The sequence below is a fragment of the Corallococcus sp. BB11-1 genome (assembly GCF_026626625.1).
GTDB classification, from domain to species: Bacteria; Myxococcota; Myxococcia; order Myxococcales; family Myxococcaceae; genus Corallococcus; species Corallococcus soli.
On the sequence record NZ_JAPNJY010000007.1, the window covers coordinates 1 to 25,749 of the forward strand.

Annotated in this window: 18 protein-coding genes; 13 read left to right on the plus strand and 5 right to left on the minus strand. The window is 70.5% G+C overall.

Annotation, left to right across the window (positions count from 1 at the left end):
• The 9 genes from OV207_RS07020 to OV207_RS07060 all read left to right on the plus strand — a co-directional run.
• The coding region (locus OV207_RS07020) for a methyl-accepting chemotaxis protein (RefSeq protein ID WP_267553678.1) at positions 1 to 1,540 on the plus strand (1,540 nt) is incomplete at its 5' end.
• Positions 1,537 to 4,176, plus strand: coding sequence for a response regulator (locus OV207_RS07025; RefSeq protein WP_267553680.1), 2,640 nt, complete (start codon positions 1,537 to 1,539; stop codon positions 4,174 to 4,176). The genes OV207_RS07020 and OV207_RS07025, both read left to right, overlap by 4 nt.
• 72 nt (positions 4,177 to 4,248) lie before the next feature.
• The gene (gene cheB / locus OV207_RS07030) at positions 4,249 to 5,304 is read left to right on the plus strand and encodes a chemotaxis-specific protein-glutamate methyltransferase CheB (protein WP_193347969.1); all 1,056 of its coding nucleotides are present in this window, start codon (positions 4,249 to 4,251) and stop codon (positions 5,302 to 5,304) included.
• A 9-nt stretch (positions 5,305 to 5,313) separates the two neighbouring features.
• A complete protein-coding gene (locus tag OV207_RS07035; protein ID WP_420715185.1) occupies positions 5,314 to 6,870 on the plus strand; it encodes a CheR family methyltransferase in 1,557 nt (518 codons plus the stop codon).
• Between the two features lie 89 nt (positions 6,871 to 6,959).
• Complete coding sequence (locus OV207_RS07040; RefSeq protein WP_193347970.1) at positions 6,960 to 7,823, plus strand: tetratricopeptide repeat protein; 864 nt, start codon at positions 6,960 to 6,962, stop codon at positions 7,821 to 7,823.
• Positions 7,820 to 7,945: a hypothetical protein gene (locus OV207_RS07045; RefSeq protein WP_255424395.1), complete on the plus strand. Its 126-nt coding sequence runs from the start codon at positions 7,820 to 7,822 to the stop codon at positions 7,943 to 7,945. The genes OV207_RS07040 and OV207_RS07045 overlap by 4 nt, the downstream gene beginning before the upstream one ends.
• A gap of 66 nt (positions 7,946 to 8,011) precedes the next feature.
• Positions 8,012 to 8,926, plus strand: coding sequence for a 5'-nucleotidase (locus tag OV207_RS07050; protein WP_324291505.1), 915 nt, complete (start codon positions 8,012 to 8,014; stop codon positions 8,924 to 8,926).
• Between the two features lie 211 nt (positions 8,927 to 9,137).
• Positions 9,138 to 9,398 (plus strand): 50S ribosomal protein L31, encoded by a 261-nt coding sequence (gene rpmE, locus OV207_RS07055; RefSeq protein ID WP_193347971.1) that lies wholly within the window; start codon positions 9,138 to 9,140, stop codon positions 9,396 to 9,398.
• A gap of 208 nt (positions 9,399 to 9,606) precedes the next feature.
• Positions 9,607 to 10,485, plus strand: a complete 879-nt coding sequence (locus OV207_RS07060; protein ID WP_193347972.1) for a DNA-methyltransferase — start codon at positions 9,607 to 9,609, stop codon at positions 10,483 to 10,485.
• Between the two features lie 9 nt (positions 10,486 to 10,494).
• On the opposite strand, the gene OV207_RS07065 is transcribed toward OV207_RS07060, so the two are convergent.
• Complete coding sequence (locus OV207_RS07065) at positions 10,495 to 12,249, minus strand: M1 family metallopeptidase (RefSeq protein ID WP_267553688.1); 1,755 nt, start codon at positions 12,247 to 12,249, stop codon at positions 10,495 to 10,497.
• 125 nt (positions 12,250 to 12,374) lie between these two features.
• On the opposite strand from OV207_RS07065, the gene OV207_RS07070 reads away from it, so the two are divergent.
• A complete protein-coding gene (locus tag OV207_RS07070; RefSeq protein ID WP_267553690.1) occupies positions 12,375 to 14,765 on the plus strand; it encodes a 3-hydroxyacyl-CoA dehydrogenase/enoyl-CoA hydratase family protein in 2,391 nt (796 codons plus the stop codon).
• An 80-nt stretch (positions 14,766 to 14,845) separates the two neighbouring features.
• On the plus strand, positions 14,846 to 16,018 hold the full coding sequence (locus tag OV207_RS07075; protein ID WP_267553692.1) for a thiolase family protein: 1,173 nt from the start codon (positions 14,846 to 14,848) through the stop codon (positions 16,016 to 16,018).
• Positions 16,019 to 16,071: 53 nt separating this feature from the next.
• Here the strand turns inward: OV207_RS07075 and OV207_RS07080 are convergent, their stop codons facing one another.
• A complete protein-coding gene (locus tag OV207_RS07080) occupies positions 16,072 to 17,910 on the minus strand; it encodes a MutS family DNA mismatch repair protein (protein ID WP_267553694.1) in 1,839 nt (612 codons plus the stop codon).
• Between the two features lie 224 nt (positions 17,911 to 18,134).
• Here OV207_RS07080 and OV207_RS07085 point away from each other — a divergent pair, with 224 nt between their 5' ends.
• Positions 18,135 to 21,035, plus strand: coding sequence for a carbohydrate binding domain-containing protein (locus OV207_RS07085; protein ID WP_267553695.1), 2,901 nt, complete (start codon positions 18,135 to 18,137; stop codon positions 21,033 to 21,035).
• Between the two features lie 217 nt (positions 21,036 to 21,252).
• Positions 21,253 to 22,149, plus strand: coding sequence for a hypothetical protein (locus OV207_RS07090; protein WP_267553697.1), 897 nt, complete (start codon positions 21,253 to 21,255; stop codon positions 22,147 to 22,149).
• A gap of 96 nt (positions 22,150 to 22,245) precedes the next feature.
• Here the strand turns inward: OV207_RS07090 and mrpC are convergent, their stop codons facing one another.
• From mrpC to OV207_RS07105, 3 genes are all read right to left on the minus strand, one after another.
• Positions 22,246 to 22,992: a Crp/Fnr family transcriptional regulator MrpC gene (gene mrpC, locus OV207_RS07095; protein WP_014395195.1), complete on the minus strand. Its 747-nt coding sequence runs from the start codon at positions 22,990 to 22,992 to the stop codon at positions 22,246 to 22,248.
• 261 nt (positions 22,993 to 23,253) lie between these two features.
• Positions 23,254 to 24,708, minus strand: coding sequence for a sigma-54-dependent transcriptional regulator (locus OV207_RS07100; protein WP_267553706.1), 1,455 nt, complete (start codon positions 24,706 to 24,708; stop codon positions 23,254 to 23,256).
• 7 nt (positions 24,709 to 24,715) lie between these two features.
• Positions 24,716 to 25,696 (minus strand): sensor histidine kinase, encoded by a 981-nt coding sequence (locus OV207_RS07105; protein ID WP_267553708.1) that lies wholly within the window; start codon positions 25,694 to 25,696, stop codon positions 24,716 to 24,718.
• Between the last annotated feature and the right edge of the window lie 53 nt (positions 25,697 to 25,749).

Here is a 25,749-nt window from a genome sequence, read left to right on the forward strand (position 1 = left end):
CGTGGGGGAGATGTCTCGCGCCCCGGGCGAGGCGTTCATCCGGTCGCTGGGGCTGTGGGTGCTGACGACAGGGGTGGTGGCCGTGGTGCTCTGGTCGGTGATGGGGCTGCCGGGGGCGCTCACCCTGCGGGTCTCGGGGCTGGGGGCGCTGTTCGGTCCTCTCACGTCGCTGCTCGTGTACGGGCTGGTCACGCTCCGGGCGCGCCGGGGCGTGCTGTGGGTGGCGGACCAGGGGCTGACGCACGCGCAGGTCATCGCCGCGCTGCCCCGGCGCTCGCGCATCCGCGCGCGGCTGGTGGCGTTCACCGCCATCTGCGTGGTGACGCCCGCGGTGCTGTGCGCCCAGGTCGTCATGGCGCTGTCGGAGCGCGTCTTCACGCGGCTTCAGCAGGCGGGCAGTCCGGACGTGCAGGGCGTGATGGTGGACGCGCTGCACCTGGAGGCCTTCACGTCCAGCGCGGTGCTGTGCGCGGTGGTGTTCGGGCTGGCGCTCGCGACGGCGTACCTGGGCGGCACGCTGCTGGGCCGGCCGATGCGGGAGCTGTCCGGGGAGGCGCGCCGCATCGCCGCGGGGGACCTGGCGAGCCCCCGGCTCGTGCCGGCGGAGGACGAGGTGTGGGCGGTGTCCGCGGCCTTCACCACGATGCGCACGCACCTGGCGGACGTGCTCGCGCAGTTGCAGCGCGCGGGCGCCCAGATTTCGGCCACGACGGAGGAGATGCTCGGCACCTCCGGGCGCTACGAGGCGGGGGCCGCCGAACAGGCCAGCAGCCTGGATGAGACGAGCGCCACCACGGAGGAGCTGGCGCGCTCGGCGAAGCAGATCGCGGAGAACGCGGGGTCGGTGGCGGAGATCGCCCAGCGCACGCTGGCGGCGGCGCAGGGCGGGCAGGGCAGCGCGGAGTCGTTCCTGGGCGCCATGTCGCGCATGCGCCAGGACAACCTGGCCATCAGCTCCGCGGTGGCGCGGCTGAACAAGCGCGTGCAGCAGATTGGAAAGATCGTCGAGTTCATCAACGGCGTGGCGGACAAGTCCGACCTGCTGGCGCTCAACGCGGAGCTGGAGGGCACGAAGGCGGGCGAGGTGGGCCGGGGCTTCTCGCTGGTGGCCGCGGAGATGCGCAGGCTCGCGGAGAACGTGCTGGAGTCCACGAAGGAGATCGAGGGCCTCATTGAAGAGGTGCGCGAGGCGAGCGCCGCGGCGGTGGCGGTGACGGGCGGCGGGGTGCGCGCGGTGGAGACGGGCACCGCGCTGGCGGAGGAGGTGTCGGAGTCGCTGCGGCAGATCGTCAGCCTGGCGGGGCGCACGTCGGACGCGGTGCGGATCATCTCCCGGTCCACGCAGCAGCAGCAGGCGGGCACGGATCAGCTCGCGGACACGATGGCGGACATCCTGCGCATCACCCAGCAGAGCCTCAACGCCACGAAGCAGGTGAGCTCGGCCAACGGCGACCTGTTGGGGCTGGCGCAGGACCTGCGTGGGGTGGTGGAGCGCTTCCAGATCCACCAGGCGACCCTGCGCAAGGAGGAGGGCGGGTGAACCCCAGCGAACGGCTCCTCAAGCAGTTCCGCGACCTGGTCACGGTGCGCCTGGAGCGCATCAACCGCTCCCTGATGGAGCTGGAGTCCGGGGGCAACCTGGAGGCGGGGCAGCGGGTGCTGCGCGAGCTGCACGGGCTGAAGGGCGAGGCCCGGATGATGGGCTTCGACGACATCAACACGCTCGTGCACCAGATGGAGGAGCTGGTCCGCTGCGCGGAGCCGCACCGGTATCGCCTGTCGTCGGAGTCCACCGACGCGCTGCTCGCCACGGCGGACACGGTGCTCGCGCTGTCCGGGGCGCTCCAGGCGGGGGAGCCGCCGTTGGCGGTGGCGACGCTGGTGGCGACGCTGCAGGAGCGGACCACGACGGAGTCCGCGCGTCCTCCGCTTCCGGCGTCCCGTCCCCTGGAGGATGGCGCCCGGGCGCAGGCGTCGCGGGGGCCAGGCGCGCCCGCGAAGGGGGAGAGGCCGCAGGGGGCCGCGTCCCACCTGCTGGCGACGACGCGCGCGGAGTCGGGCACCCCCGTCGCACCAGCCCACTGGTCGGCGCTGGCGCTCCGTCCGGAGTCCGCGCCGGGCCCGGCCATGTCCCCGGTCTCGGCCGCGTCGCACCTGCTCATGACGGCCATCCGTTCGGAGCCGCCCGGCGGGGGACAGGGCGCGATGGCCTCCGCGCCGGCCGCCCCGGTGGGTGCGCACCCCGGGGTCTTCACTTCAGGCGCCCCGGTGGGGACACAGCAGGGCGCTTCGTCCCTGGTGGCCTCGACGGGCTCGCATCTCGTGAGCCCGGGGGCCGGAGGTCCGGCGGCGGCCTCCTTCGTGAACCCGGCATCGGCGCCGCTGCCGGGCACCCGGTTGCTCGACACCGCCGCCACCTCCCGTCCTTCTTCGGGGGCGGCACCGAAGGTCGGTGGCGGCGCGCCACGCAACCATGAGGCCCGCGTGGACACGGCGGTGCGCATTGGCGTGGCCAGCCTGGACCTGCTCACCAGCGCGGTGACGAACCTGGGGCAGGTGGCGCGCCGCCGTGAGCTGGCGACCGCGCGGCGGCTGGCGCTGGTGCGGGAGCTGAGCGAGCTGGCCCGGGCGGCGGAGGACCTGGGCCCCGCGGGCGTCGCGATCGCGGAGCGGCTGGGCCGGGCGAAGGAGCTGGCCGCCACCCTGCACCGGGAAGCGAAGCTGCTCGCCAACGCGGAGCTGCGCGACCTGGGCCAGGTGTCCGAGGAGGTCCAGACGCTGCGCATGCTGCCCCTGGCCGTCCTCTTCGAACCCTATCCCCGCATGGTGCGCGACCTCGCGCGGGAACTGGGCAAGGAGGTGGAGCTCGTCGTGGACGGCGAGGACACCCGCGCGGACCGCTCCGTGGTGGAGGCCCTGCGCGAACCCCTGATGCACCTGGTGCGCAACGCGCTGGACCATGGCCTGGAGACGCGCGTGGACCGCGTCGGCGCCGGCAAGCACCCCCGGGGCTGCCTCACCCTGCGCGCCGCGCGCGAGGGCAGCCGCATCGTGCTGCGCGTGGAGGACGACGGCATGGGCATGGATCCCGCCCTGCTGCGGCGGGTGGCCGTGCGCCGGGGCGTGCTCGACGAAGCCACCGCGAACGCCCTGTCCGACGCCGCCGCGCGCGACCTCATCTTCCTGCCCGGCTTCTCCTCGCGCGAGGTGGTCACCGACCTGTCAGGTCGGGGCGTGGGGCTGGACGCCGTGCGCGCCTCCCTCCAGGCGCTGGGCGGCGACGTGGGCGTGGAGTCCGCGCCGGGCTGGGGCACCATCTTCACCCTGCGCGTGCCGGTCTCCCTCACCGTCGCGCCCCTGCTCTTCGTCCAGGTGGGCGACGAGACGCTCGCCCTCGGCGCCGTCCACGTCTCCCGAGCCCTCAAGGTGGAGGCCCCCGACATCGGCGAGGTCGCCGGCCGCCCCGTCCTCCGGGCCGAGGGCCGCGTGCTGCCGTTCGCGTCGCTCGCGTCGGTCCTGGGCCACGACCCGGAGCGCCCCGCCCGGGAGGGCGAGCTGGTGCTGGTGGTGAAGGGGCAGGGCATGGAGGCCGCACTGGCGGTGGACCGGGTGCTGGAGGAGCGCGTCCAGGCCATCCTGCCGCTGAAGGGCATCCTCGCCCGTTTCACCCACCTGACCGGGGCCACGTCGCTGGCGGACGGGCGGCTGGCCATGGTCCTGTCGGCGGCGACCCTGGCGGCGGGCGTCCACGGGACGGCGCCCCTGCGGCTGGTGCGTCCCCCGGTGCGGGCGGCCCAGGTGCGCCGCCGCCGCATCCTCGTGGTGGACGACTCCCCCCTCACCCGTGAGCTGGTGGCCAACCTGCTGGAGGCGGTGGGGTACGACACGCTCCGGGCGCCGGACGGCGTGGGTGCGCTCGCACTCCTGGGGGAGGACGGCCCCCCGGTGGAGCTGGTGGTCACCGACCTGGAGATGCCCCAGATGGACGGCGTGGAGCTCACCCGGCGCCTGAAGACCGATCCCCACCGGAGCGGCCTGCCCGTCGTCATCCTCACCACCCGGGGAGGGGAGGCGGACCGGGCGAGGGGGCTGGCGGCCGGAGCGGACGGCTACATCACCAAGGGGGACCTCGTCCGGCAGGACCTGGTGGATGTGGTCGGGCGACTGTTGGCCTGAAGTCGCCGGTGCTCCTGGGGATCTCCGCGCATTGCTATACTCCCCGCCGCGCGTACGGGGTATGGAACGTCCATGGGCAAGAAAGTGTCGGTGCTGGTGGTCGATGACTCGCTCATCTGCCGACAGCTCATCAGCGCGGCGTTGAGCGACGACCCGGATGTCGAGGTCGTCGGCACCGCGGCGAACGGCGCGGAGGCCGTTGCCCTCACGAAGGAGCTTCGCCCCCACGTCATCACCATGGACGTGGACATGCCCGTGATGGACGGGCTGACGGCCGTGGAGCACATCATGGCCGAGTGCCCCACGCCCATCCTGGTGCTGACGGGCGACCCGCGCTCGCAGGCCCCCGCGCTGACGTACCGCGCGCTGGAGCTGGGGGCGCTGGCGCTGCAGATCAAGCCCTCCATCGACGCGGGCGCGGACGCGTGGAACCTCACCAAGGAGGTGAAGCTCATCTCCTCGGTGCGCGTCATCCGCCACCTGCGCGGCCCCAAGCGCACGCAGGCGGGCACGCCGCACCCCACGGCCGTGCTGCCCGCGGTCTCCATGGGCATCGTGGCGGTGGCGGCCAGCACCGGCGGCCCGCAGGTGCTCTACCGGATGCTGGCGGAGCTGCCGGCGGACTTCCCGGCGCCCATCGTCATCGTCCAGCACATCAACGCGGCCTTCTCGGAGTCGCTGGCCAGCTGGCTCGCCAACGCGAGCAAGCTCAAGGTGCGGCTGGCGCAGGACGGTGACGTGCTGGCGCCCGGGCTGGTGCTGGTGGCGCCGCCGGATCAGCACACGCTGGTGCCGGTGCGCGGCCGCGTGGCGCTCAAGTCCGGCGTGGAGCGCGACGGGCACATGCCCAGCGGCACCATGCTGCTGGAGAGCGTGGCGAAGACGTACGGCCGGCGCGCGGTGGGCGTGGTGCTCACGGGCATGGGCGCGGACGGGGCGGACGGGCTGCTGGCCATCAAGCAGGGCGGCGGGCTGGCGTTGGCGCAGAACGAGGAGTCCTGCGTGGTGTTCGGCATGCCGGGCGCGGCGGTGGAGCGCAAGGCGGTGGACCACCTCATCCACGGCGATGACGTCGCGGCGACGCTGGCGAAGCTGGCGCGCGGAGAGTCCCTGGCCGCGGGGCGCTGAGCCGGTGCCGTGACGTCCTCCTCCGAGCGCTGGGCGCCTGTGCACGCGTTCATCGCGGCGCACACGGGCATGGCGCTGAGCGCGGCCCAGCGGCGTCGGCTGGACGCGCGCCTGGAGGGGCTGGGGCGCGAGGGGTCGGCGGCGCAGGTGGTGTCCCATCTGCGTTCGCTGGTGGGCGCGGCGGACCTGGCGCGGCTGGTGGGCGCGGTGGCGGTGCACACGTCAGAGGTGTTCCGGGACGAGGTGCAGCTGGCCGCGTTCCGGGAGCACGTGCTGTCGCCCCGCGTGCAGCGCTCCCGGCTGCCGCTGCGGGTGTGGAGCGCGGGGTGCGCCGCGGGCGAGGAGGTGGCCACGCTGCTCGTGATGCTGGCCCAGGAGGGCGCGGATCCCGCCAGCCGGGTGCTGGGCACGGACATCTCCGAGCAGGTGCTGGGCAAGGCGCGCGAGCTGAGCTTCCCGGAGGACGCGCTGCGCCGGGTGCCGGACGTCACGCGCGCGCGCTACTTCCAGCCCCGGGGCGGACGGCAGGTGCTGGTGGAGCCGCTGCGCACGCAGGCCGGGTTCCGACGTCACAACCTGATGGAGCTGCCGTACCCGGAGGCCGGGGGCGGCGGCGGGTTCGACGTCATCTTCTGCCGCAACGTCCTCATCTACTTCACCCCCGAAGCCTTCCAGCGCACGGTGCGCAACCTGACCGAGAGGCTCGCGCCCGGCGGCGTGCTGGTGCTGTCCGCCGCGGAGCCCCTGCTCCAGGTCCCGTCCTCGCTGCGGCTGCTGCCCTGTGAGCATGCGTTCTTCTACGTGCGCGTGGATGAGGCGGAGCAGAAGCCTCCCCCCTCCAGGCACGACTCCGGCCGCTTCCGGACCGTGCCCGTCGCAGGCGTCCCGAAGCGCGACTCGGATCGCTTCCCGGCCGTGCCTGTCGCAGGCGCCCTGAAGCGCGACTCGGACCGCTTCCCGGCCGTGCCTGTCGCGGGCGCACTGAAGCGCGACTCGGGCCGCTTCCCGGCCGTGCCTGTCGCGGGCCCGCCGAAGCGCGACTCGGACCGCTTCCCGGCCTTGCCCGTTGAAGGGTCCCCCCGGCGCGACTCGGGCCGCTTCCCGGCCGTGCCCGTCGCAGGCGCCCCGAAGCGCGACTCGGGTCGCTTTCCCACCGTGACTCCTGTCGGCGTGCTCGGCCCGGCGGCGGATCCCGGCCCCGGAGCGGACGGCGCCTCGCGGGGGCCCCCATCCCCCGAAGCCCTGGCGTCCACGATGGCGGAGGCGGACTGGCTCTTCTCGTGCGTGCTCGACGGCGCCTCCACGGGCGTCTCCGACGCGCAGGCGGAGCACGACCTGCGCCGGTGCCTGGACCTGGATCCGGACCACGTCGCCGCGCGCTACCTCCTGGGCCTGCTCCTGGAGCAGTGCGGCCGGCCGGAGGCCGCGGTGGGCGAATACCGCCGGGCCCGGGACGCGGTGGACTCCGGACGGGCGCGGCCGGTGCCCTTCTTCCTGAACCTGCCCCGGCTCCGGGTGGCCTGCGCCCGGGCCGTGGAGCGGCTGGAGGCGGAAGGGCCGCGCTGAGGGCAGGGGGCAGCCGGCCTGCCTGGCCGCGCTCCGGGGTGGAAACAGAAGCGGCGCGCGGAGGGCTTTGGACCTAGGATGCCAGCCCCATGCGCAGGCTCGTGCTCGTCGCCTTGTTGACCGCCGCCGTACCCGGATGTTTCTACCCCGCCGACCGGGGCCGTGCCCTTGAAGCCAAGGTGGACAAGCTGGGGGCGGACAATGCCCGCCTGTCGGTGGAGCTGAAGGAGGCGCGCGACCAGCTCGCCGCCACCCAGCCGAAGATCGACGAGAAGGTCGCCCAGGTCACCCAGGCCCTGCAGAGCCTGGACACCGCCGCGCGCCGCAAGGACGCGGACATCGGCGTGCAGTTCCAGAAGACCGTGGAGGACCTGGCGCAGCTGCGCGGCCAGGTGGAGACGTACCTCTACAAGATTGGCGAACTGGAAGCGGCGCTCGGCAAGAACACCGAGGAGACCAACCAGCGCCTCCTGGCCCTCCAGGGCGCGGAGGCGGTGAAGGAAGCCGAGGCGAAGAAGAAGGCCGAGGAGCTCCAGCGCCCCACGGACAAGAAGGAGTTCCTCGCGCTCGCGCAGGGCAAGGCCAAGGGCGGCGACCTGCTCATCGCGCGCCAGCTCTACAACGAGTTCGTGAAGAAGTGGCCCAAGGACGCGCTCGTCGGCGAGGCGCACTTCGGCCTGGGCGAGACGTACTTCACCGAGTCCAAGTGCCGCGAGGCCCTCTTCGAGTACGGCAAGGTGGTGCAGGACTTCGCGAAGACGGCCTCCGCGCCGGACGCGTACCTGCGCTCCTCCGACTGCTTCCTGAAGCTGAAGATGAAGGAGGAGTCGAAGCTGGCGCTGGAGGAGCTGGTGAAGAGCTACCCCAAGTCGGACGCCGCCAAGACGGCGAAGACGAAGCTGGCGGAGCTGGACAAGAAGGCCGCGCCCGCGCCGAAGAAGGCGAAGAAGTGAGCCCCCGTCGGCTGGTCGCGCTGGCGCTGCTGCTCCTGCCCCTGGTGGCGGGCGCCGCGCCGAAGAAGCTCGTGCTGCTCTTCACCGGAGACAATGGGGGCGAAATCGCCCCCTGTGGTTGACGACACAACCCGTCTGGCGGTCTGGCCAGACGAAAGACGGTCCTGACGCAGGAGCGCGCCAAGGGCGTGCCGGTGCTCGCGCTGGATGCGGGCAATGCGCTCTTCAAGGGTCTGGCGGACGGCCAGGACCCGAAGGCGAAGCTGCGCGCGGGCCTGCTGCTGGAGCAGATGGCCGCGCAGGGCTACACGGCCATGGCCGTGGGCCAGCGCGACCTGGTGCTGGGCGTGGACTTCCTGAAGAAGAAGACGAAGGGTGCGAAGCCCGCGCTCGTGTCCGTGAACCTCGTGGACGCGAAGGGCCAGCGGCTCTTCCCCGCGTCGGTGGTGACGACCGCGGGCGGCCTGAAGGTGGGCATCATCGGCGCCTCTCCTGACGGCGCGGCCGTCCTGCCCCCGGGCGTCCAGGGCCAGCCCGTGCAGCCGGCGGTGGCGGCGGAGGTGAAGCGCCTGCGGGAGACGCAGAAGGTGGACCTGGTGGTGCTGCTGGCGGCGGTGCCCTACGCGGAGGCCGTGAAGCTGGCGCAGGGCGCCGAGGGCGTGGACTTCGTGGTGCAGTCGCACGACGGCCGGGGCGTGGGCATGGCGCAGCGCCAGGGCGTGTCCACGCTGATTCCCCCCGGCGAGCGGGGCCGGCAGGTCGCGAAGCTGGAGCTGTCCGTGGAGGGCGCGGGCCCCTTCAGCGACCAGTCCGAGTCCCAGCGCGCCCTGGAGGGCCAGCGCATGGTGGAGGCCAACATCGCGCGGGTGAAGGAGCGCCTCAAGGCGGCGCAGGACGACGCCACGCGCCGCTCGCTCCAGGAGACGCTGACCTCCTTCGAGGCCCGGCGCGACGCCCTGGGCCGCGACGCCGCCGCTGCCCCGGTGAAGGGCGGGCGCACGTTCCTGCTGTCGTACGTCCAACTGGGCGCGGACGTGGCCTCCGACAAGGCCGTGCAGCAGCAGGTGGAGCGCGTGGAACCCCCTGGCTCCGGGGGGCATTGACCCCCGGCGCGGCGGCCCGGCCCCTGGGCGACCGGGGGCCCGTCCCCCCGAAAGTCCCCCGGGCGACCCCGGTTTCCCCAGGGGAGGGGACCCTGGGACATCACCCGTCCTTGAGAAAGGGCGGGTTGGCCGTTATAAGCCCCGACCCAACTACAACGCTGGACCTCCCACCCGTCAGGGGTGGGGGCAAGGCGCACTGGAGAGAAGCACCATGAAGCCCGACCTGCACCCCGTCTATCCGCCCTCCCGCGTCACCTGCGCCTGCGGCAACGTCATCGAGACGAAGTCGACCCGCGGCTCGTTCAGCGTGGAAGTGTGCTCGAACTGCCACCCGTTCTTCACCGGCAAGTACAAGCTGATGGACACGGCGGGCCGCATCGACCGCTTCAAGAAGCGCTACGCGAACAACGCGCCCAGCATCAAGACCGGCGCGAAGACGACCGAAGTCGCCGAGCCCGAGAAGAAGGCGTAGAGCCGCTTCCGCTCAGACATCCGCAGTGCCCACGAGCAGGTCGTGGAGGGCCTCGAAAGACAGAGGCGCTCCCGCCCTGCTCGCGGTGTTTCTGGAGAAGTCGCTACGTCAAATTTCAGGGTGCTACAGGCCAGAAATTCGACGTAGCAGCAGACTGACCGCACAGTCCGCCCCGTCCCGAAGACGTGTGTCCGAAGACGGAGGCGAGATGTTCGCGGAAGCTGCTGCCCCTAACCTGAAGGTTGTTCGACGCGCTCTCAATGACAGCGTCTACGCGAAGCGCGGGGAGGACTACACGCTCCTCCAGGGGGACAGCCTGGAGTTGATGGCGCAGCTCCCGGAGCAGTCCTTCGATCTCATCTTCGCGGATCCGCCCTACTTCCTGTCCAACGGCGGCACCACCTGCAAGAACGGCAAGCGCGTCTCCGTGGCCAAGGGCCAGTGGGATGTCTCCCGTGGGGTGGAGGAGGACCACGCCTTCACCACGAAGTGGCTCGCGGCCTGCCAGCGCCTCTTGCGCCCCTCCGGCACGCTGTGGGTGAGCGGCACCCAGCACGTCATCTTCAACGCCGGCTTCGCCATGCAGAAGCTGGGCTACAAGCTGCTCAACACCGTCACCTGGTACAAGCCCAACGCGAGCCCCAACCTGGCGTGCCGCTACTTCACGCACTCCACGGAGCTGCTCATCTGGGCCTCGCCGAAGACGGGCGGCAAGCTCCAGCACGTCTTCAACTACCAGCGCATGAAGGCGGAGAACGGCGGCAAGCAGATGCGCGACGTGTGGGCCCTGCCGCGCAACGGTGACGAGGAGCTCACCGCCGACGGCGCCGGCCGCATGTGGACGCAGACGGCCCCGCGCGGCGAGGAGAAGGCCTTCGGCAGCCACCCCACGCAGAAGCCGGTGGCCCTGCTGGAGCGCATCCTGGAGGCCAGCTGCCCGGAGAACTCGCTGGTGTTGGACCCCTTCAACGGCAGCGGCACCACCGGCGTGGCCGCCCTGAAGCACGGCCACCGCTACGTGGGCATCGACATGAACCCGGAGTACCTCGCGCTGTCCAAGAAGCGCCTGGAAGCCGCGCGCAAGTAGTCCCGGGCCTCACGCGCGGGCGAGGATGAGCTCCACGCCCTGCCGCGCGATGGGGTGATAGCGCGCCCCATGCTTCTCGAACGCGGCGCGCGCCACCTTGCGGTAGTCGCGCGACGAGGCCAGCACGCTGTAGAGCGGCTTCAGGTACTTCATGCGGCCCACCTCGCCGAGGAACTCCTCGGCACGGGGGAGCGCCGGCGCGAAGCCCGCGCGCAGCGCCGCCACCAGCCACGCCACCAGCACCTCCGAGTTGCGGCTCTGGGTGAGCGCGTAGCGCGCATCCAACTCCCGGAACACGTCCAGTGACGTGTCCTGCGGCATCGACTCCAGGTAGAGCTGCCACTCGGTGGGCGTCCAGTCCTTCACGGCCTCCCGTGACGGCACCTGTCCGCGCAGCGCCTCCAGCGCCTCCAGCCGCTTGGAGCGCGGGCGGGGCGCGCTCGTCGGGACGCCGGGCCGGTGCAGGTACGCGTCCGCGTCCACCTTCGCCAGCGCGCCCGGCAGCTCCTGCTCCGTGAAGCGGACGAAGTCCTCCGTGGTGAGCGCCTGGAAGCGGTACGTCGCCAGGTAGCGGCGCAGGTAGCCGTCGAAGGCGGGGCGGCCCACCGCGTCCTCCAGCGCGCGCAGCAGCAGGTAGCCCTTCTCGTAGGGAATCTGGGAGAAGGCCTCGTCCGGGTCCACGCCCGTCAGGTGCGTGCGCAGGGACGTCAGCTGCGGGTGCGCGCGGAAGTGGTGCATCGCCTCGTCCAGCGACCTGCGCCCCAGCGCCGCGTGCAGCGCCGTCACTTCCGGCCCGGCCAGCGCCTCCAGGATGCGGCGCTCGGCGAAGACGGTGAAGCCCTCGTTGAGCCAGAAGTGCTCCGCGGACGCGTTCGTCACCAGGTTGCCCGTCCACGAGTGCGCCAGCTCGTGCGCCACCACGTTCACCAGGCTCTTGTCCCCGGCGATGAGCGTGGGCGTGAGGAAGGTGAGGCGCGGGTTCTCCATGCCGCCGTACGGGAACGAGGGCGGCATCAGCAGCAGGTCGAAGCGCTCCCAGTCGTACGGCCCGAAGAGCGACTCCGCGGCCTTCAGCATGTCGTCCACGCCCTCGAACTCGTCCGCCGCGTCCTCCAGCGCCTCCGGCTCCGCCCACACCCGCGAGCGCGGCCCCAGCTCCTTCGGCGCGAGGCTGCCCACCGCGAACGCCAGCAGGTACGGGGGCACCGGCTGCGGCATCTCGAAGTGCTCCTCCGCCTCCACGCCGTGCTCCTCACGGTCCACGAAGCTGGCCGCCATCACGGCCTTGAGCACCTTGGGCACGCGCAGGGACGCGCGGTAGCGGATGCGCAGCCGGGGCGTGTCCTGCAGCGGCACCACGCTGCGCGCGTGGATGGCCTGGCACTGGCTGAACAGGAACGGGTGCTGCCCGCCCGCCGTCTGCGAGGGCGAAAGCCACTGCAGCGCGCTCGCCTCCGGCGACGTGCGGTAGCGCACCGTGAGCTGCTTGAGCCCCTCCGGTAGCTGGATGCGCAGCCGGCTCCCGAGGATGGGCTCGGGAGGGGAGAGGATGTAGGGCAAGGGGCGACCCTGCGCGTCCACCACGGCGCGGATGTCCAGGTCGCGGGTGTCCAGATCCAGCGGGCCGGCTGACGCCTCCTTGAGGGTCAGCGTGGCCTCCGCGTGCAGGCGGCGCGTCCGGAAATCGACGCGAGCCTTCCAGTCCAGCGTTTCCGTCTCAGGCTGCGTGCTGTCGTTGTACGAGTGCGGGTCGAGGCGAGCCATGCCCCGACTTGTAGTCGGGGAGCCGACCTCCTGGCGAGCACACCCGACGGCAATGCCGGTTGACTTCCGGGTCAATCGCCTACATTTGTGCAGTCCCCTACTTCCCTCAAGGGAGCCAATTTCCGATGACGACCCGGATCCGAAAAGTGGCGGTGCTTGGCGCTGGCGTGATGGGCAGCGGCATCGCCGCGCATCTGGCCAACTCCGGCGTTCGCGCCTTGTTGCTGGACATCGTTCCCCCCAAGGCCGCGCCGGGGGAGGACACCGCCTCCAAGGCGTTCCGCAACAAGTTCGCGCAAGGCGCGCTGGCGAACCTGCGCAAGCAGAAGCCCAGCCCCATCGTGTCCGAGCAGGTGTTCACCGCCATCGAGGTGGGGAACCTGGAGGATGACCTCGCCCGGCTCGCGGAGTGCGACTGGATCATCGAGGTGGTGAAGGAGGACCTGTCCGTCAAGCAGGCCCTGTTCGCCAAGGTGGAGAAGCACGCGCGCAAGGACGCCATCATCAGCTCCAACACGTCCGGCCTCTCCATCGTCGGGATGACGGAGGGCCGTGGCGCGGAGTTCAAGAAGAACTTCCTGGTCACGCACTTCTTCAACCCCGTGCGCTACATGAAGCTGCTGGAGCTGGTGTCCGGCCAGCACACCGACCCGGAGGTGGTGAAGACCATCCACCGCTTTGGTGAGGAGGTGCTCGGCAAGGGCATCGTCTACGGCAAGGACACCACCAACTTCATCGCGAACCGCATTGGCGTGTACGGGATGATGCGGACCATCTCCGAGATGTCCAAGACGGAGATGACCATCGAAGAGGTGGACAAGATCTTTGGCCCGGCGATGGGCCGCCCCAAGTCCGCCGTGTTCCGCACCGCGGACATCGTGGGCCTGGACACGTTCACCCACGTCGCGAAGAACTGTTACGACACGCTCACGCACGACGAGGAGCGCGACGTCTTCGCCATCCCCGACTTCCTCCAGAAGATGGTGGAGAAGGGGATGCTGGGCGACAAGAGCGGCGGCGGCTTCTACAAGAAGGACAAGTCCGCGGGCGGCAAGGACATCCTCGCGTTGGATCTGAAGTCGCTGGAGTACCGGCCCCAGGCCAAGGTGCGCTTCGACTCGCTGGGCGCCGCGAAGGACATCGAGGACGTCCGTGAGCGCGTCGCGTCCGTGATGAACGCGAAGGACAAGGCGGGCACGTTCGCCGAGCGCGTCACCCTGGACGTGCTGGCCTACTCCAGCCGCCGCATCCCGGAGATCGCGGACGACGTGGTCAACGTGGACCGCGGCGTGCGCTGGGGCTTCGGATGGGACCTGGGTCCCTTCGAAGTGTGGGACGCGTACGGCGTGCAGAAGGGCGTGGAGCGCATGAAGGCGCTGGGCCTCAAGCCCGCCGCCTGGGTGGAGGAGATGCTGGCCAAGGGCCGCACGTCCTTCTACGGCGTGAAGGACGGCCGCGACACCTACTGGGACATCCCGTCCAGGTCGGAGAAGACCGTCGTCGAGAACGCGCGCACGTTCCGCGTGGAGTACCTGAAGCGCGGCAACAAGAAGATCACCGGCAACGACAGCGCCACGCTCTGGGACATGGGCGACGGCGCGACGCTGCTGGAGTTCCACTCCAAGATGAACTCCATCGACGATGACATCATCGCGATGATGAACACCGCGCTCGACGAGACGGAGAAGAACCACAAGGGCCTCGTCATCGGCAACGACGGGTCCAACTTCTCCGCCGGCGCGAACATCATGGCCATGCTGATGGCGGCCAAGAGCGAGGACTTCGACTCCATCCGCGCGATGGCGTCCAAGTTCCAGCAGGCCAACCAGCGCATGCGCTACAGCCCCGTGCCCGTCGTGACGGCGCCCTTCAACCTCACGCTGGGCGGCGGCGCGGAGGTCACCATGGGTGGCAACGCGGTGCAGGCGAGCGCGGAGCTGTACATGGGCCTCGTGGAGGTCGGCGTCGGCCTCATCCCCGGCGGCGGCGGCACCATGATGCTGCTGCGCAACGTGTTCGGCGCGTACGCGGCGGACAAGGACTTCGACTCGCTGCCCTTCCTCAAGAAGGTGTTCCTCGCCATCGGCACCGCGAAGGTGGCGACGAGCGCGGAAGAGGCGCGCGAGTTCGGCTTCCTGTCGGCCCAGGACGGCATCACGGGCAACCGTGACTTCCTGCTGTCGGACGCGAAGTCGCGGGTGCTGGGCCTGGCGAATGGCGGCTTCCGCCCGCCGCGCCCCACGCGCTTCCGGCTGCCGGGCCCCAACGGCGCGGCCACCATCGACATGATGTTGTACGACATGCAGCTCAACAACCAGATCAGCGCCCACGACCGGAAGATCGCCCAGAAGCTGGCGCGCGTGCTGTCCGGCGGCGACACCAGCCCCTCCGTGCTGGTGAGCGAGGAGAAGCTGCTGGAGCTGGAGATGGAAGCGTTCCTGAGCCTCATCGGTGAGGAGAAGACCCAGGACCGCATGATGTTCATGCTCGAGAAGGGCAAGCCGCTGCGCAACTAGCGCGAGGCGTTTACCCATGGGTTGCCAGAATCGAAATCCGAAGCACGCCCGGACGGTGTCCGGGCAGGGAGACACCTGACATGTCCAGCCGAGTCGTGATTGCCAGCGCGGTGCGCACCCCCTTCACCCGCGCGCACAAGGGTGAGTTCAAGGACACGCGTCCGGATACGCTCGCGGCCCTTGCCATCAAGGAAGCCGTCGCCCAGGTCCCCGGCCTGAAGGCGTCGGACGTGGAGGACGTCATCATGGGCTGCGCCATGCCGGAGGCGGAGCAGGGCATGAACGTCGCCCGCAACGCCAGCCTGCTCGCGGGCCTGCCGGACACCGTTCCGGGCATGACCATCAACCGCTTCTGCTCCTCCGGCGTGCAGTCCATGGCGCAGGCGGCGCAGGGCATCAAGTCCGGGATGATGCAGGTGGCCATCGCCGGTGGCACCGAGTCCATGACCATGGTGCCCATGGGCGGCAACAAGGTCTCCGCCAACCCGGAGATCATGGAGAAGCTGCCGGAGGTCTACACCTCCATGGGCGCCACGGCGGAGAACATCGCCTCCCGCTACAGCGTCACCCGCGAGGACGCGGACAAGTTCGCCGCGGAGAGCCAGCGTCGGGCGGCCACCGCGCGCGAGCAGGGCAAGCTCAAGGATGAGATCTTCCCCGTCACCACGACGGTGTACGACGAGGACGGTGTCGCGAAGCAGGTGACCGTGACCGTGGACACCATCCTGCGTCCGGAGACGACGGTGGAGGGCCTGTCCAAGCTGCGCCCGGCGTTCAACGCCAAGGGCGTGGTGACGGCGGGCAACGCCTCTCCGCTGACGGACGGCGCGGCCGCCGCGGTCATCATGAGCGAGGAGAAGGCGAAGGAGCTCAACGTCAAGGCGCTGGGCTACTTCGTGGACTACGTGGTCGCCGGCGTGCCGCCGGAGATCATGGGCGTGGGTCCGGTGCCCGCCATCCGCAAGCTCCTGGAGCGCAACAAGCTGAAGGTGGAGGACATCTCCGTCTTCGAGCTCAACGAGGCCTTCGCGGCGCAGGCGCTGCACTGCATCCGTGAGCTGGGCATCCCGCTGGACAAGGTGAACCCCAACGGCGGCGCCATCGCCCTGGGCCACCCGCTGGGCGTCTCCGGCGCGCGCATGGTGGCCACCATCCTGCGCGAGCTGAAGCGCCGTGACGGCCGCTACGGCGTCGTCAGCATGTGCATCGGCGGCGGCATGGGCGCCGCGGCGCTCGTGGAGCTGGCGAAGTAGTCCGCTTCATCTTCGCGCCCCCCGGCTGAACGCGAGGGGCGCGAAAGGTGTCGTCAGGAGGCCGGGGCGTCCGGGTCGTACACCGGGACGCCCGCCAGGCGCAGCACCCGCAGCGCGTTGGTGGTGTCCACCACCCCCTGCCGGAGCTGGTAGTCGAACACCATCTTCCCGTCCTCCAGGTGGTCGCGGAAGTGCACGTTGACGACGTGCGACGCCTTCTCGTCCGCCAGCACCGCCAGGGACAGGTCATGCGTCGTCACCGCGCCACAGGTGCCGGCGGCGAGCAGCAGCCGCAGCACCTCCCTTGAGGCAATCTGGCGCTCGCGGGTGTTGGTGCCCAGCAGGATCTCATCCAGCAGGAACAGGGCCTGGCCGTGCGCGGCCTGGGCCGCGTCCAGCACCATCTTCAGCCGCTGCACCTCCGCGTAGAAGTACGACACGCCGCGCTCCAGCGAGTCCTTCACGCGCATGCTGGTGAGCACCTGCATGGGGGACAGGCGCAGGGAGGCCGCGCACACCGGCGCTCCGGCCAGGGCCAGCACCACGTTGGCGCCCATCGCGCGCATCAGCGTCGTCTTGCCGCTCATGTTGGAGCCGGTGATGAGCAGCGCGTGCCGGGGGCCGGGCAGGGACACGTCGTTGGGCACCGGCGCGTCCAGGAGCGGGTGTCCCAGCGCGGTGGCCTCCATGCGCGGGCCCTGGGCCTCCAGCTCCGGCCAGGTGAACGCGGGCCGGTCGTGGGCGAGCCCTCCCAGGCAGCAGAGGGCCTCCAGCTCCGCCAGGCCCTCGAACCACTGGCGCACGTCACGGCCGTGCGCGGCGCGCCAGTTCTCCAGCGCGAAGAGGGCGTGGATGTCCCAGAGGGTGAGCCACTGCACCACGGGGTGGAACTGGTGCCGCTTGAATTCAATGAGCGAGTACAGCCGGCTGAAGCGCTGGAAGAGGGAGGACACCGGCGGGCCCTTGCCCGGGTTGAGGCCGGACTGGAGCTGCTTGAGGCGGGGGTGTTCGAAGGACTGCTGCTCCACGCGCTCGAAGAGGGCCGCGTAGCGCACGAAGCCGCGCTCCCCGCGCTCCACGGCCTCGTCCATCCGCTTGAGCGTGGCGCGCGTGGCCACCGCGACCCCCAGCTGCGCGAACAGGCCAATCCACACGAGGCTGTCCGGAATCACCCCCACCGTGCCCAGGATGAACAGCGCGAGCGTCACGGGGGGCAGGAGCAGCGCCAGGGGCCGCGACCAGCGGACGGCGTCCAGCGACGGGCCGGACTCCGCCCACTGGATGAACAGCTCCGGGTCCGCCTTCTCCTTCGCCACCACGCGGGCGTCCACGCAGAGCTCCTGGCGGAAGTCCACGCGCGGGGCCAGCTCCCGGGCCGCGCCCTGCCGGGTGAGCACCGTGTCGGCGGACGCGGGGGCGGACAGCCACGAAGCCAGCCGCTCCTCGCCCGCGCGGGTCGCCGTCTCGTTGATGAGCTGGAAGAGGCTGCCCTGGCCAAAGACATCCAGGTCCGTGGCGTAGAGGTGGGTGGCGGACAGGAACCGCTCCCCGGTGTCCTTGAAGGCGTGCCAGCCACCCTCCAGCCGCGCCAGCCCCCGCTCGTTGAGCAGCACGAAGTGCCGGGCCCGCTGCTCCTTGAGGAACACCTGGTGGTGCAGCACCGCCAGCAGCCCGTAGACGACGAGCGCGCCCGCCGCCGCCCACCACCAGGGCTTGGGCAGCCGGCCCAGGAGCGTGAGCAACGCGATGCCCGCGGCGACCACGAAGGCCACGGTGCGCAGGTTGGCGTACCGGGCGCTGATGCGGTCCAGCACCGTCAGGTCCGCCTGGGCCGCGGCGCGGCGGTCGGTGTACGTGCGATGGGGACTGGAGGACTCGGGAGGTGTGGGCACGATGGCCGCGCATGCTGAGCGGCCCCCCGCCCCAGGGCAAGCGCACAACGCGCCCCCTCGCGCTTCCGGTGCGAACCGACAACATCCATCCTCGCCGGAATGTCCATGAATCCGTTTCTGGCGGGGCTACGACTGATACGGTGTTTCGTTGTCTCGCGCGTCCTCCCGACGCGTGGGGAGGGACGGGACACATGGCAATGACTGGCTGGAGACGCGGTGCGTGGATGGCGCTGCTGTTGTGGTCGCAGGCAGCCTTCGCTGGCACGGCGACTGTCTATTACTACACGCCCTACAAGGCGTGGAGCACGGCGTACCTCCACAACGACGCGGCGGGGACCTGGACGACGGTGCCAGGGGCTTCCATGTCCGCGGCCTGCACCGGCTGGGTGACGGCCACCGTCACCACCGGCACGGTGAGCACCTTCCAGGCGGTCTTCAACGACGGGCAGAACCGCTGGGACAACGCGGCCACCTCCACCGGCAACTACAGCCTGCCGACGTCCGGCGCGCACCAGGTGAAGAACGGCCAGGTGCTGGCGAACGCCGGCAATCCCTGCACCTCCACGGGCACGAACAGCGCGGAGGTCTTCTATTACACGCGCACGCGCGGCTGGAGCGCGGTCAACCTCCACTACGCGCCCACGGGCGGTACGTGGACGACCCCGCCCGGCGTCGCCATGAACGAGACGGCCTGCACGGACTGGGTGAGGAAGACCGTGTCGCTGGGGGCCGCCACCGGGATGAAGGCGGACTTCAACAACGGCGGCACCTGGGACAACAACAACGGCGCGGACTACACCCTGGGCACGGGGCGCATCACGGTGAAGGACGGCGTCGTCACCGCCAACGCCGCCTCACCCTGCGTGGCGTTGCCTCCGGACACGACGGCCCCCTCCGTGCCTTCGGGCGTCACGGCGACTGCCTCCGGGACGACCATCACCGTCACCTGGAATGCGTCCACCGACGACCGGGGTGTCACCGGCTACACGCTCACCCGCACGGGCCCGCAGGGGGCCTCCACCTTCTTCACCAGCGGCACGGCCTGGAGCGACAGCGGCCTCACGCCCCTGACGACCTACAGCTACACCGTGAAGGCCTCCGACGCGGCGGGGAACACGTCCGCCGCGAGCAGCGCGTCCTCCGCGAAGACGGGCTCCGCGCCCCCGCCTCCTCCGGCGGGCGAGCCCCTGGGCGGCGACATCCGCGAGGACTCCATCTACTTCGTGATGACGGCGCGCTTCTACGACGGCGACGCCAGCAACAACCGCGGCGGCAGCATGCACGTGAAGTCTGGCAACGCGGCGAACAACGACCCGATGTTCCGGGGGGACTTCAAGGGGCTCATCCAGAAGCTCGACTACATCAAGGCGCTGGGCTTTTCCGCCATCTGGATCACCCCCGTGGTGCTCAACCGCTCCGACTATGACTACCACGGCTACCATGGCTGGGATTTCTACCGCGTGGATCCGCGCCTGGAGTCCAGCGGCGCCTCCTACCAGGACCTCATCAACGCGGCCCACGCGAAGGGCCTGAAGATCATCCAGGACGTCGTCTACAACCACTCCAGCCGCTGGGGCGCCAAGGGCCTGTTCTCCGCGAAGGTGTATGGCGTTCGGGACACCCAGTGGAGCTGGTATTACGACGCGCCCGCGTCTGGCTTCGTCTACGACGGCCTCACGGTGGAGCCCACGAGCGGCAAGTCCCATTACAACGGCGACCTGTGGTCGACAGCGGAGCCCGCGGGCAACACCTGCCGCAACTGGGGCGTCCCCACGTCCTCCACGAGCCAGGAGGGCTACCGCATCTACAACTGCCAGTGGCCCAACCCCACCTCCGGCATGTTCCCCGCCAGCCTCTTCCATCAATGCTGGATTGGAAACTGGGAGGGGGAGGACTCGCGCAGCTGCTGGATCCACGAGGACCTGGCGGACTTCAACACGGAGAACGCCACGGTGCAGGCGTTCCTCATCGACGTGTACAACCGCTTCATCGACCGGGGCGTGGATGGCTTCCGCGTGGACACGGCGGTGCACATCCCGCGCGTGACGTGGAACCGCCGCCTCCTGCCCGCCGCGCACGCCCACGCCCAGTCGAAGTTCGGCGCCAAGGGCCGCGACTTCTTCATGTTTGGGGAAGTGGGCTCGTTCGTGAACGACAAGTGGAACCGGGGCTCGCCCAACCACTCCGCGCAGTTCTTCACCTGGAAGGAGCGCCGCGCGTACAGCAGTGACGACGTGGCGGCGGCGCTGGAGCAATACAACTACGAGCAGGCGCAGGGCACGGGCAACCAGCCCACGTCCACCAACGCCTTCCTCCAGGGCAACGCGTGGCACGCGCCGGACTCCAGCCAGTTCTCCGGCATGAGCGTCATCGACATGCGCATGCACATGAACTTCGGGGAGGCGAGCAACGCCTTCTGGAACGGCAAGGACTCCGACGACAGCTACAACGACGCCACCTACAACGTCGTGTATGTCGATTCCCACGACTACGGCCCGAACAAGTCGTCCACGCGCTACGCCGGGGGCACGGACGCCTGGGCGGAGAACATGAGCCTGATGTGGACCTTCCGGGGCATCCCCACGCTGTATTACGGCTCGGAGATTGAATTCCAGGCGGGCAAGCCCATCGACTGCGGGCCCACGTGCGCGCTGGCCACCACCGGCCGCGCCTACTACGGCGCGAACCTGGAGGGCAGCGTCACCGCGAGCGACTTCGGCGTGGTGGGCAGCGCTTCCGGCGCGGTGGCCACGACGTTGAGCAGGCCCCTGGTGAAGCACGTCCAGCGGCTCAACCAGATCCGCCGCCGCATCCCCGCGCTCCAGAAGGGGCAGTACTCCACCGACGGCATCTCCGGGAGCATGGCCTTCAAGCGCCGCTTCACCGACACGGCGAAGGTCGTGGACAGCTTCGTGCTGGTGACGGTGTCCGGCGGGGCCACGTTCAGCGGCATCCCCAATGGGACCTACCGGGACGCCATCACCGGGGACGTGCGCACGGTGAGCAATGGCTCGCTGAGCGCGACGGTGTCCGGCAAGGGCAACCTGCGCGTGTACGTGCTGGACCTGCCGGGGAACCCGGCGCCCGGGAAGATTGGCGTGGACGGGCCCTACCTGAAGCCCTGAGGCACGAGGGTGTCCGGGGGGCGCAGGTGGGGCGGCCCCCGCGGCCCGCGTCGTTCCCCGGGCCTCGCGGAGGGTGCGGAGCCCGAGGGAGGGGAGGGGACCTGGATGCCCGCTGCCCTGGCGGTGCGCGCATTGACTTTCCGTGTGCCCCCGGGATTTGAATGCGCGGCGTGAGGGGTGGACGGGCCGGGCCGCGCCTCACGGACAGGGTCACCCCATGTCGTTGCCCAAGGTCATGCTGTGCGGGGGGCTGCTCACGGGCCTCCTCGTCGCGCCACCCGCCGAAGCCCGCTTCGGAAAGCGCCCGGACGCCCCGAAGCCCGTTCACCCGGCCTCTCCCATCGGCGCGGACGATGAGGACGAGAAGGACCCGAAGCCGGACGAGGACGAGAACCGGCCGGCGCCTGCCCCCAAGACGGTGTCCTTCTCGGAGGGTTGCTGCCGCTACAGCGCGTCGGACGACCTCGCCGCGTTCGTCGTGGGCGCCGTGTTCGAGCTGCTGCTGAGCGGCCTGGGGGATGTCATCGCCACCACGGGCACCCACCGCGTCCTCCCGCCGGAGGATCCGGAGGCGCCACCGCTGCCGCCAGGCTCGGGTCGGCACGCGGCCCCGTTCTCCTTCCGCACGGGCGTGTTGATGTCGCCCGTCCAGGGCGGACCGGGCGTGGACTTCTCACTGGGGTGGGACCTGCGCCGCTTCGGGGCGGACCTGCGCGTCACGCGGCTGGACCTGTTCCCGGGCAGCGCGGGCTCCCGGCGCGAGCGCACCCTGGGGGAGCTGCACCTCACCTATTCGCCCGTCGTCAACGAGGTCGTCCGCGTGCGCGCCGAAGTCGGCGTCTCCACCGCGGATCTCCCCCAGGGCCTCGCGGTGGGACCCAGCCTGGGCATGTCCCTGGAGGCCTGCGTCCTGGGCCCCCTGGACGTGGAGGCGCGCATGCAGGTGACGCCGTTTCCCTACCGGCAACTGGATGTCCGCTCGGGCCTGGCGCTGCACCTGGGCAGCTTCATGCTGCGCGGTGGCGTCCGGGGCCTCTACCTGGATCCGTCCATGCGCGGCGGCACCCGCGACCGGTTCATCGGCCCGGAGGCCGGTGTGGGCTTCACCTTCTAGACACTGCCGCCGCCGGAAACACCACGGGCCCGGCCGCGAGGGTGAGTCGCGGTCAGGCCCGTTGGACGTCATGGCCCCGTTGGCGGGGCGCGCGGCCTACTTCTCCTTGGAGGCCAGCTTGCGCAGGGCCTTCTGGTCACGCACGCAGAGGATGCGGCCGACGTTGCCGAGCACGCCCTCGCGCTTCATCTCGTTGATCAGCGTGGACACGAAGGAGCGCGACGCGCCGACCAGGTCCGCCAGGTCCTGCTGGGTGATGCCGCGCAGGTCCGTCTCGCCGCCGTGCGGGCAGCGCTCGCCGTGGGCTTCCACCAGCGTCAGGAGGGTGTCCGCCAGCCGGGCCGGCACTTCCTTGAAGGTCAGGCCGAGCACGCGCTTGCGCAGCGAGCGCACGCGGTCCGCGTAGGCGCGCACCACGTCCACCGCCAGGGCCGGGCGGGCCTCCAGCTGGGCGCGGAAGTCACGGCCCTCGATGCTCCACACCTCGGCCTCGCCCGCGGCGACCGCCATCTCCTCGATGGGCGTCCCCTCGGGGCGGAACAGCTCGCCGAACAGGTCGCCCGGGCGCAGGATGGACACCACCGAACGGGTGCTGTTCTTGCCAATGCGCATCAGGCGCACGCGGCCCGACTTCAGCAGGTACACGCGGTCCGACGTGTCACCGGGGCGGTAGATGGTCGAGTTGTGCGGGAAGGACTCGACCTTGAAGTACCCCTTGAAGTCGATGGCCTCCTGGCCGGGCACCAGCTTGTTCGCCGTCACCATCATCCCGGAGCTGGTCGCCTGCAGGGGCGCCACGACGTTGGAACCGATAGGGCCGAGGGGGCGATTGAAACCGTGCATGGGATTCTCCTGGGAAGCGAAGGAAGCGGAAGGTTGGCTGGCTTGTCTGCGGCGAGCTGACCTTGCTCTTTCCAAGAGCCGTGCCATGGTCACTTCAAGTATTCCCAGGGGAACAGTTCCAGGAATGCCGGGTACTTAGCGCTACGGCAAAGTTCCAGCCCCCCCACTGTGTCCGAAACCTGAAACAAAACGTTCAAACAGTCTGATCAATTTGAACGAAACGTTAAAGGGACACGGGGGAGTGTCCGGCCAGGGACAGTGTCAGGAAGCGTCCTTCACCGGGTAAGGGTGAACCTGTGGACCATGGCCCTGTGCAAGACCGAACTTTTGAAGCTTTCGTTCAAGGGTCGGACGGCTGATTCCCAGAATCTGACAGGTGCGTCCCTTGTGGCCCTTGGTGACGGCCATGGCCCGCGCGATGAGCTGCCGCTCGGCCTCTTCCAGGGTGGGGATGAGGCTCACATCGTCCACGGCGGGGGGGGCGAACATGGCGCCGCCGGGGGGGGACGCGCGGCTGGCGTCGGGGCCGGAGGGCAGCTCCAGGGCGGGCAGGTCGTCGCCGCGCAGCACGTCCCCGGGGGCGAGCACCACCGCGCGGGTGAGGACGTTCTCCAACTCGCGCACGTTGCCGCGCCAGGGCAGCAGCGTGAGGCGCTCCATCACCTCCTGGGGCACGCGGGTGACGCGCTTGTGCACCTTCTCGTTGATGCGCTCCAGCATGTGCGTCACGAGCAGGGAGATGTCCTCCCGGCGCTCGCGCAGGGGTGGGATGAAGAGGGTGATGACCTTGAGGCGCTGGTAGAGGTCCTCGCGGAAGCGGCCCTGGGCCACCTCGTCGGAGAGGGTGCGGTGGGTGGCGGCGATGACGCGCGCGCGCAGCTTCACGCGCTTGACGCCGCCCACGCGCTCGAACTCGCGCTCCTGGAGGACGCGCAAGAGCTTCGCCTGGAGCATCAGCGACATGTCGCCAATCTCATCCAGGAACACGGTGCCGTCCTCGGCCAGCTCGAACTTGCCGGGCTTGCCGGCGACGGCGCCGGTGAAGGCGCCCTTCTCATGGCCGAACAGCTCGCTCTCCAGGAGCGTGTCCACGATGGCGGAGCAGTTGATGCCGATGAAGGGGCGCGTCTCGTCGTAGGAGTAGTTGTGGATGACGCGGGCGATGAGCTCCTTGCCCGTGCCGCTCTCACCTGTAATCAGCACGGTGGCGGCGCTGCCCGTCACCTTGCCTATCTCCTTCACCAGCTGCTGCATGGACGCGCTGGTGCCCACGATGTCGCCCAGGCGCACGACGGCGTTCTCGCGGTGGACCTCGTCCGCGCGGCGCGACAGCTGGCGGTACTCCAGCGCGCGCTCCACGACGAGGTCCAGGGCGGCCGGGTCGGGGAAGGGCTTGTGGATGTAGTCGAACGCACCGGCCTTCATGGCCCGGATGGTCGTCTCCATGTCGTGGTAGGCGGTGACGAGGATGATGCGCGCGTCGCCGCACAGGCCCTTCATCTCCTCGATGATCTCCAGGCCCGTGCGGTCCGGGAGCATCATGTCCAGGATGACCACGCTGGGCATGTTCTCCTGGGCGGCCTTCAGCCCGGCGGCGGCGCTCGTGGCGGTGACCACCTGGTAGCGCGGCTGCCCGTCCTGTTCGATGTCCTCGAAGTGCATCGTGAGGGTTTCGAGCAGCGACACGTCGTCGTCGACGATGAGGAGGGTCTCCATGGGGCTCTCAGGCAGCGAACGTCAGCGTGAACACCATCCCCGGTTCTGCGCTTCCCTCCGCCCCCACCTCGCCCCCCACGCCCGTCATCACCCGCCGCAGCGCGGCCAGCGACAGGCCCGCCCCGCGCGCCAGCCGGGAGCCGAACGGATCGAACAGCGTGCCCCGCTCCTCGGGGGGCAGGGCAGCCGCCGGGTCGTCCAGGATGAGGCTGACCTGGCCCGGGGCGGCCTGACGCAGCGTCACCTGCACGCGGCCCTCCTCGGGCAGGCCCATGGCGACGTTGAGCAGGACCTGGGCGAGCACGGGCCTCAACCGGTTGGGATCCACCCGCACGCGGGGCAGGTCCGCCTCTTCCTTCACGTCCACCTCGATGCGGCGCTCGGCGAGCTCGGGGGCCACCATGGCGGTCGCCTCCTGGACGACCGAGCGCAGCGGGTGGGAGTCCAGGTTCGCCGCGCCCTCGCGCCCATACTCGGAGAGCAGCCAGAGCATGCGCTCCATGGTCCGGATCTCCCGGTTGGCGATGGTGAGCCGCCGCTTGTCCCTGTCCGACAGGCCCGTGTTCCGGGCCAGCGTCTGCACGGCCATCTTCACGGACGACAGCGGGTTGCGGATCTCATGGCTGAGCGACGACGACAGCCGGGAGATCTGCACCGGGGGGGCGCCCTCCAGCACGGCGCCCAGGTCCAGGACGCCCGCGGAGGCCTCGTCGCCGTCGCGCCCCAGCACGAGCCGCAGGTAGGTGGGGGGCGTCAGGCCACCGCCGAAGGACGTGGAGACGAACTCCACCGCGCGGCGGTCCTCGCGGGCCCGGGCGTCCAGCTCGCGGGCGCGCTCCTGCGTGATGCCGAGGACCGTGTGGAGGGGGCTGCCCACCAGCGCGGAGGCCGCGCGGCGCAGCACCGTGTCGCAGTCACCCTCCGCGCGGGTCAACCGGAGGTTGGGAGACCAGGCGAGCTGTGCGACTTGCAGGAGTTGGGCATTCATTGGTGGGCCTGAAACATACCGGTTAACGTCGCGCGCTGTCCCTATGACCCACA

Bases quoted from the DNA above. Each gene is read 5' to 3' on its own strand.
- cheB (WP_193347969.1), top strand. From the start codon at position 4,249: ATGGGCAAGAAAGTGTCGGTGCTGGTGGTCGATGACTCGCTCATCTGC.
- OV207_RS07090 (WP_267553697.1), top strand. From the start codon at position 21,253: ATGTCGTTGCCCAAGGTCATGCTGTGCGGGGGGCTGCTCACGGGCCTC.
- OV207_RS07075 (WP_267553692.1), top strand. From the start codon at position 14,846: ATGTCCAGCCGAGTCGTGATTGCCAGCGCGGTGCGCACCCCCTTCACC.
- OV207_RS07085 (WP_267553695.1), top strand. From the start codon at position 18,135: ATGGCGCTGCTGTTGTGGTCGCAGGCAGCCTTCGCTGGCACGGCGACT.
- OV207_RS07040 (WP_193347970.1), top strand. From the start codon at position 6,960: ATGCGCAGGCTCGTGCTCGTCGCCTTGTTGACCGCCGCCGTACCCGGA.
- OV207_RS07065 (WP_267553688.1), bottom strand. From the start codon at position 12,249: ATGGCTCGCCTCGACCCGCACTCGTACAACGACAGCACGCAGCCTGAG.
- OV207_RS07070 (WP_267553690.1), top strand. From the start codon at position 12,375: ATGACGACCCGGATCCGAAAAGTGGCGGTGCTTGGCGCTGGCGTGATG.
- mrpC (WP_014395195.1), bottom strand. From the start codon at position 22,992: ATGCACGGTTTCAATCGCCCCCTCGGCCCTATCGGTTCCAACGTCGTG.
- OV207_RS07060 (WP_193347972.1), top strand. From the start codon at position 9,607: ATGTTCGCGGAAGCTGCTGCCCCTAACCTGAAGGTTGTTCGACGCGCT.
- OV207_RS07100 (WP_267553706.1), bottom strand. From the start codon at position 24,708: ATGGAGACCCTCCTCATCGTCGACGACGACGTGTCGCTGCTCGAAACC.
- rpmE (WP_193347971.1), top strand. From the start codon at position 9,138: ATGAAGCCCGACCTGCACCCCGTCTATCCGCCCTCCCGCGTCACCTGC.
- OV207_RS07105 (WP_267553708.1), bottom strand. From the start codon at position 25,696: ATGAATGCCCAACTCCTGCAAGTCGCACAGCTCGCCTGGTCTCCCAAC.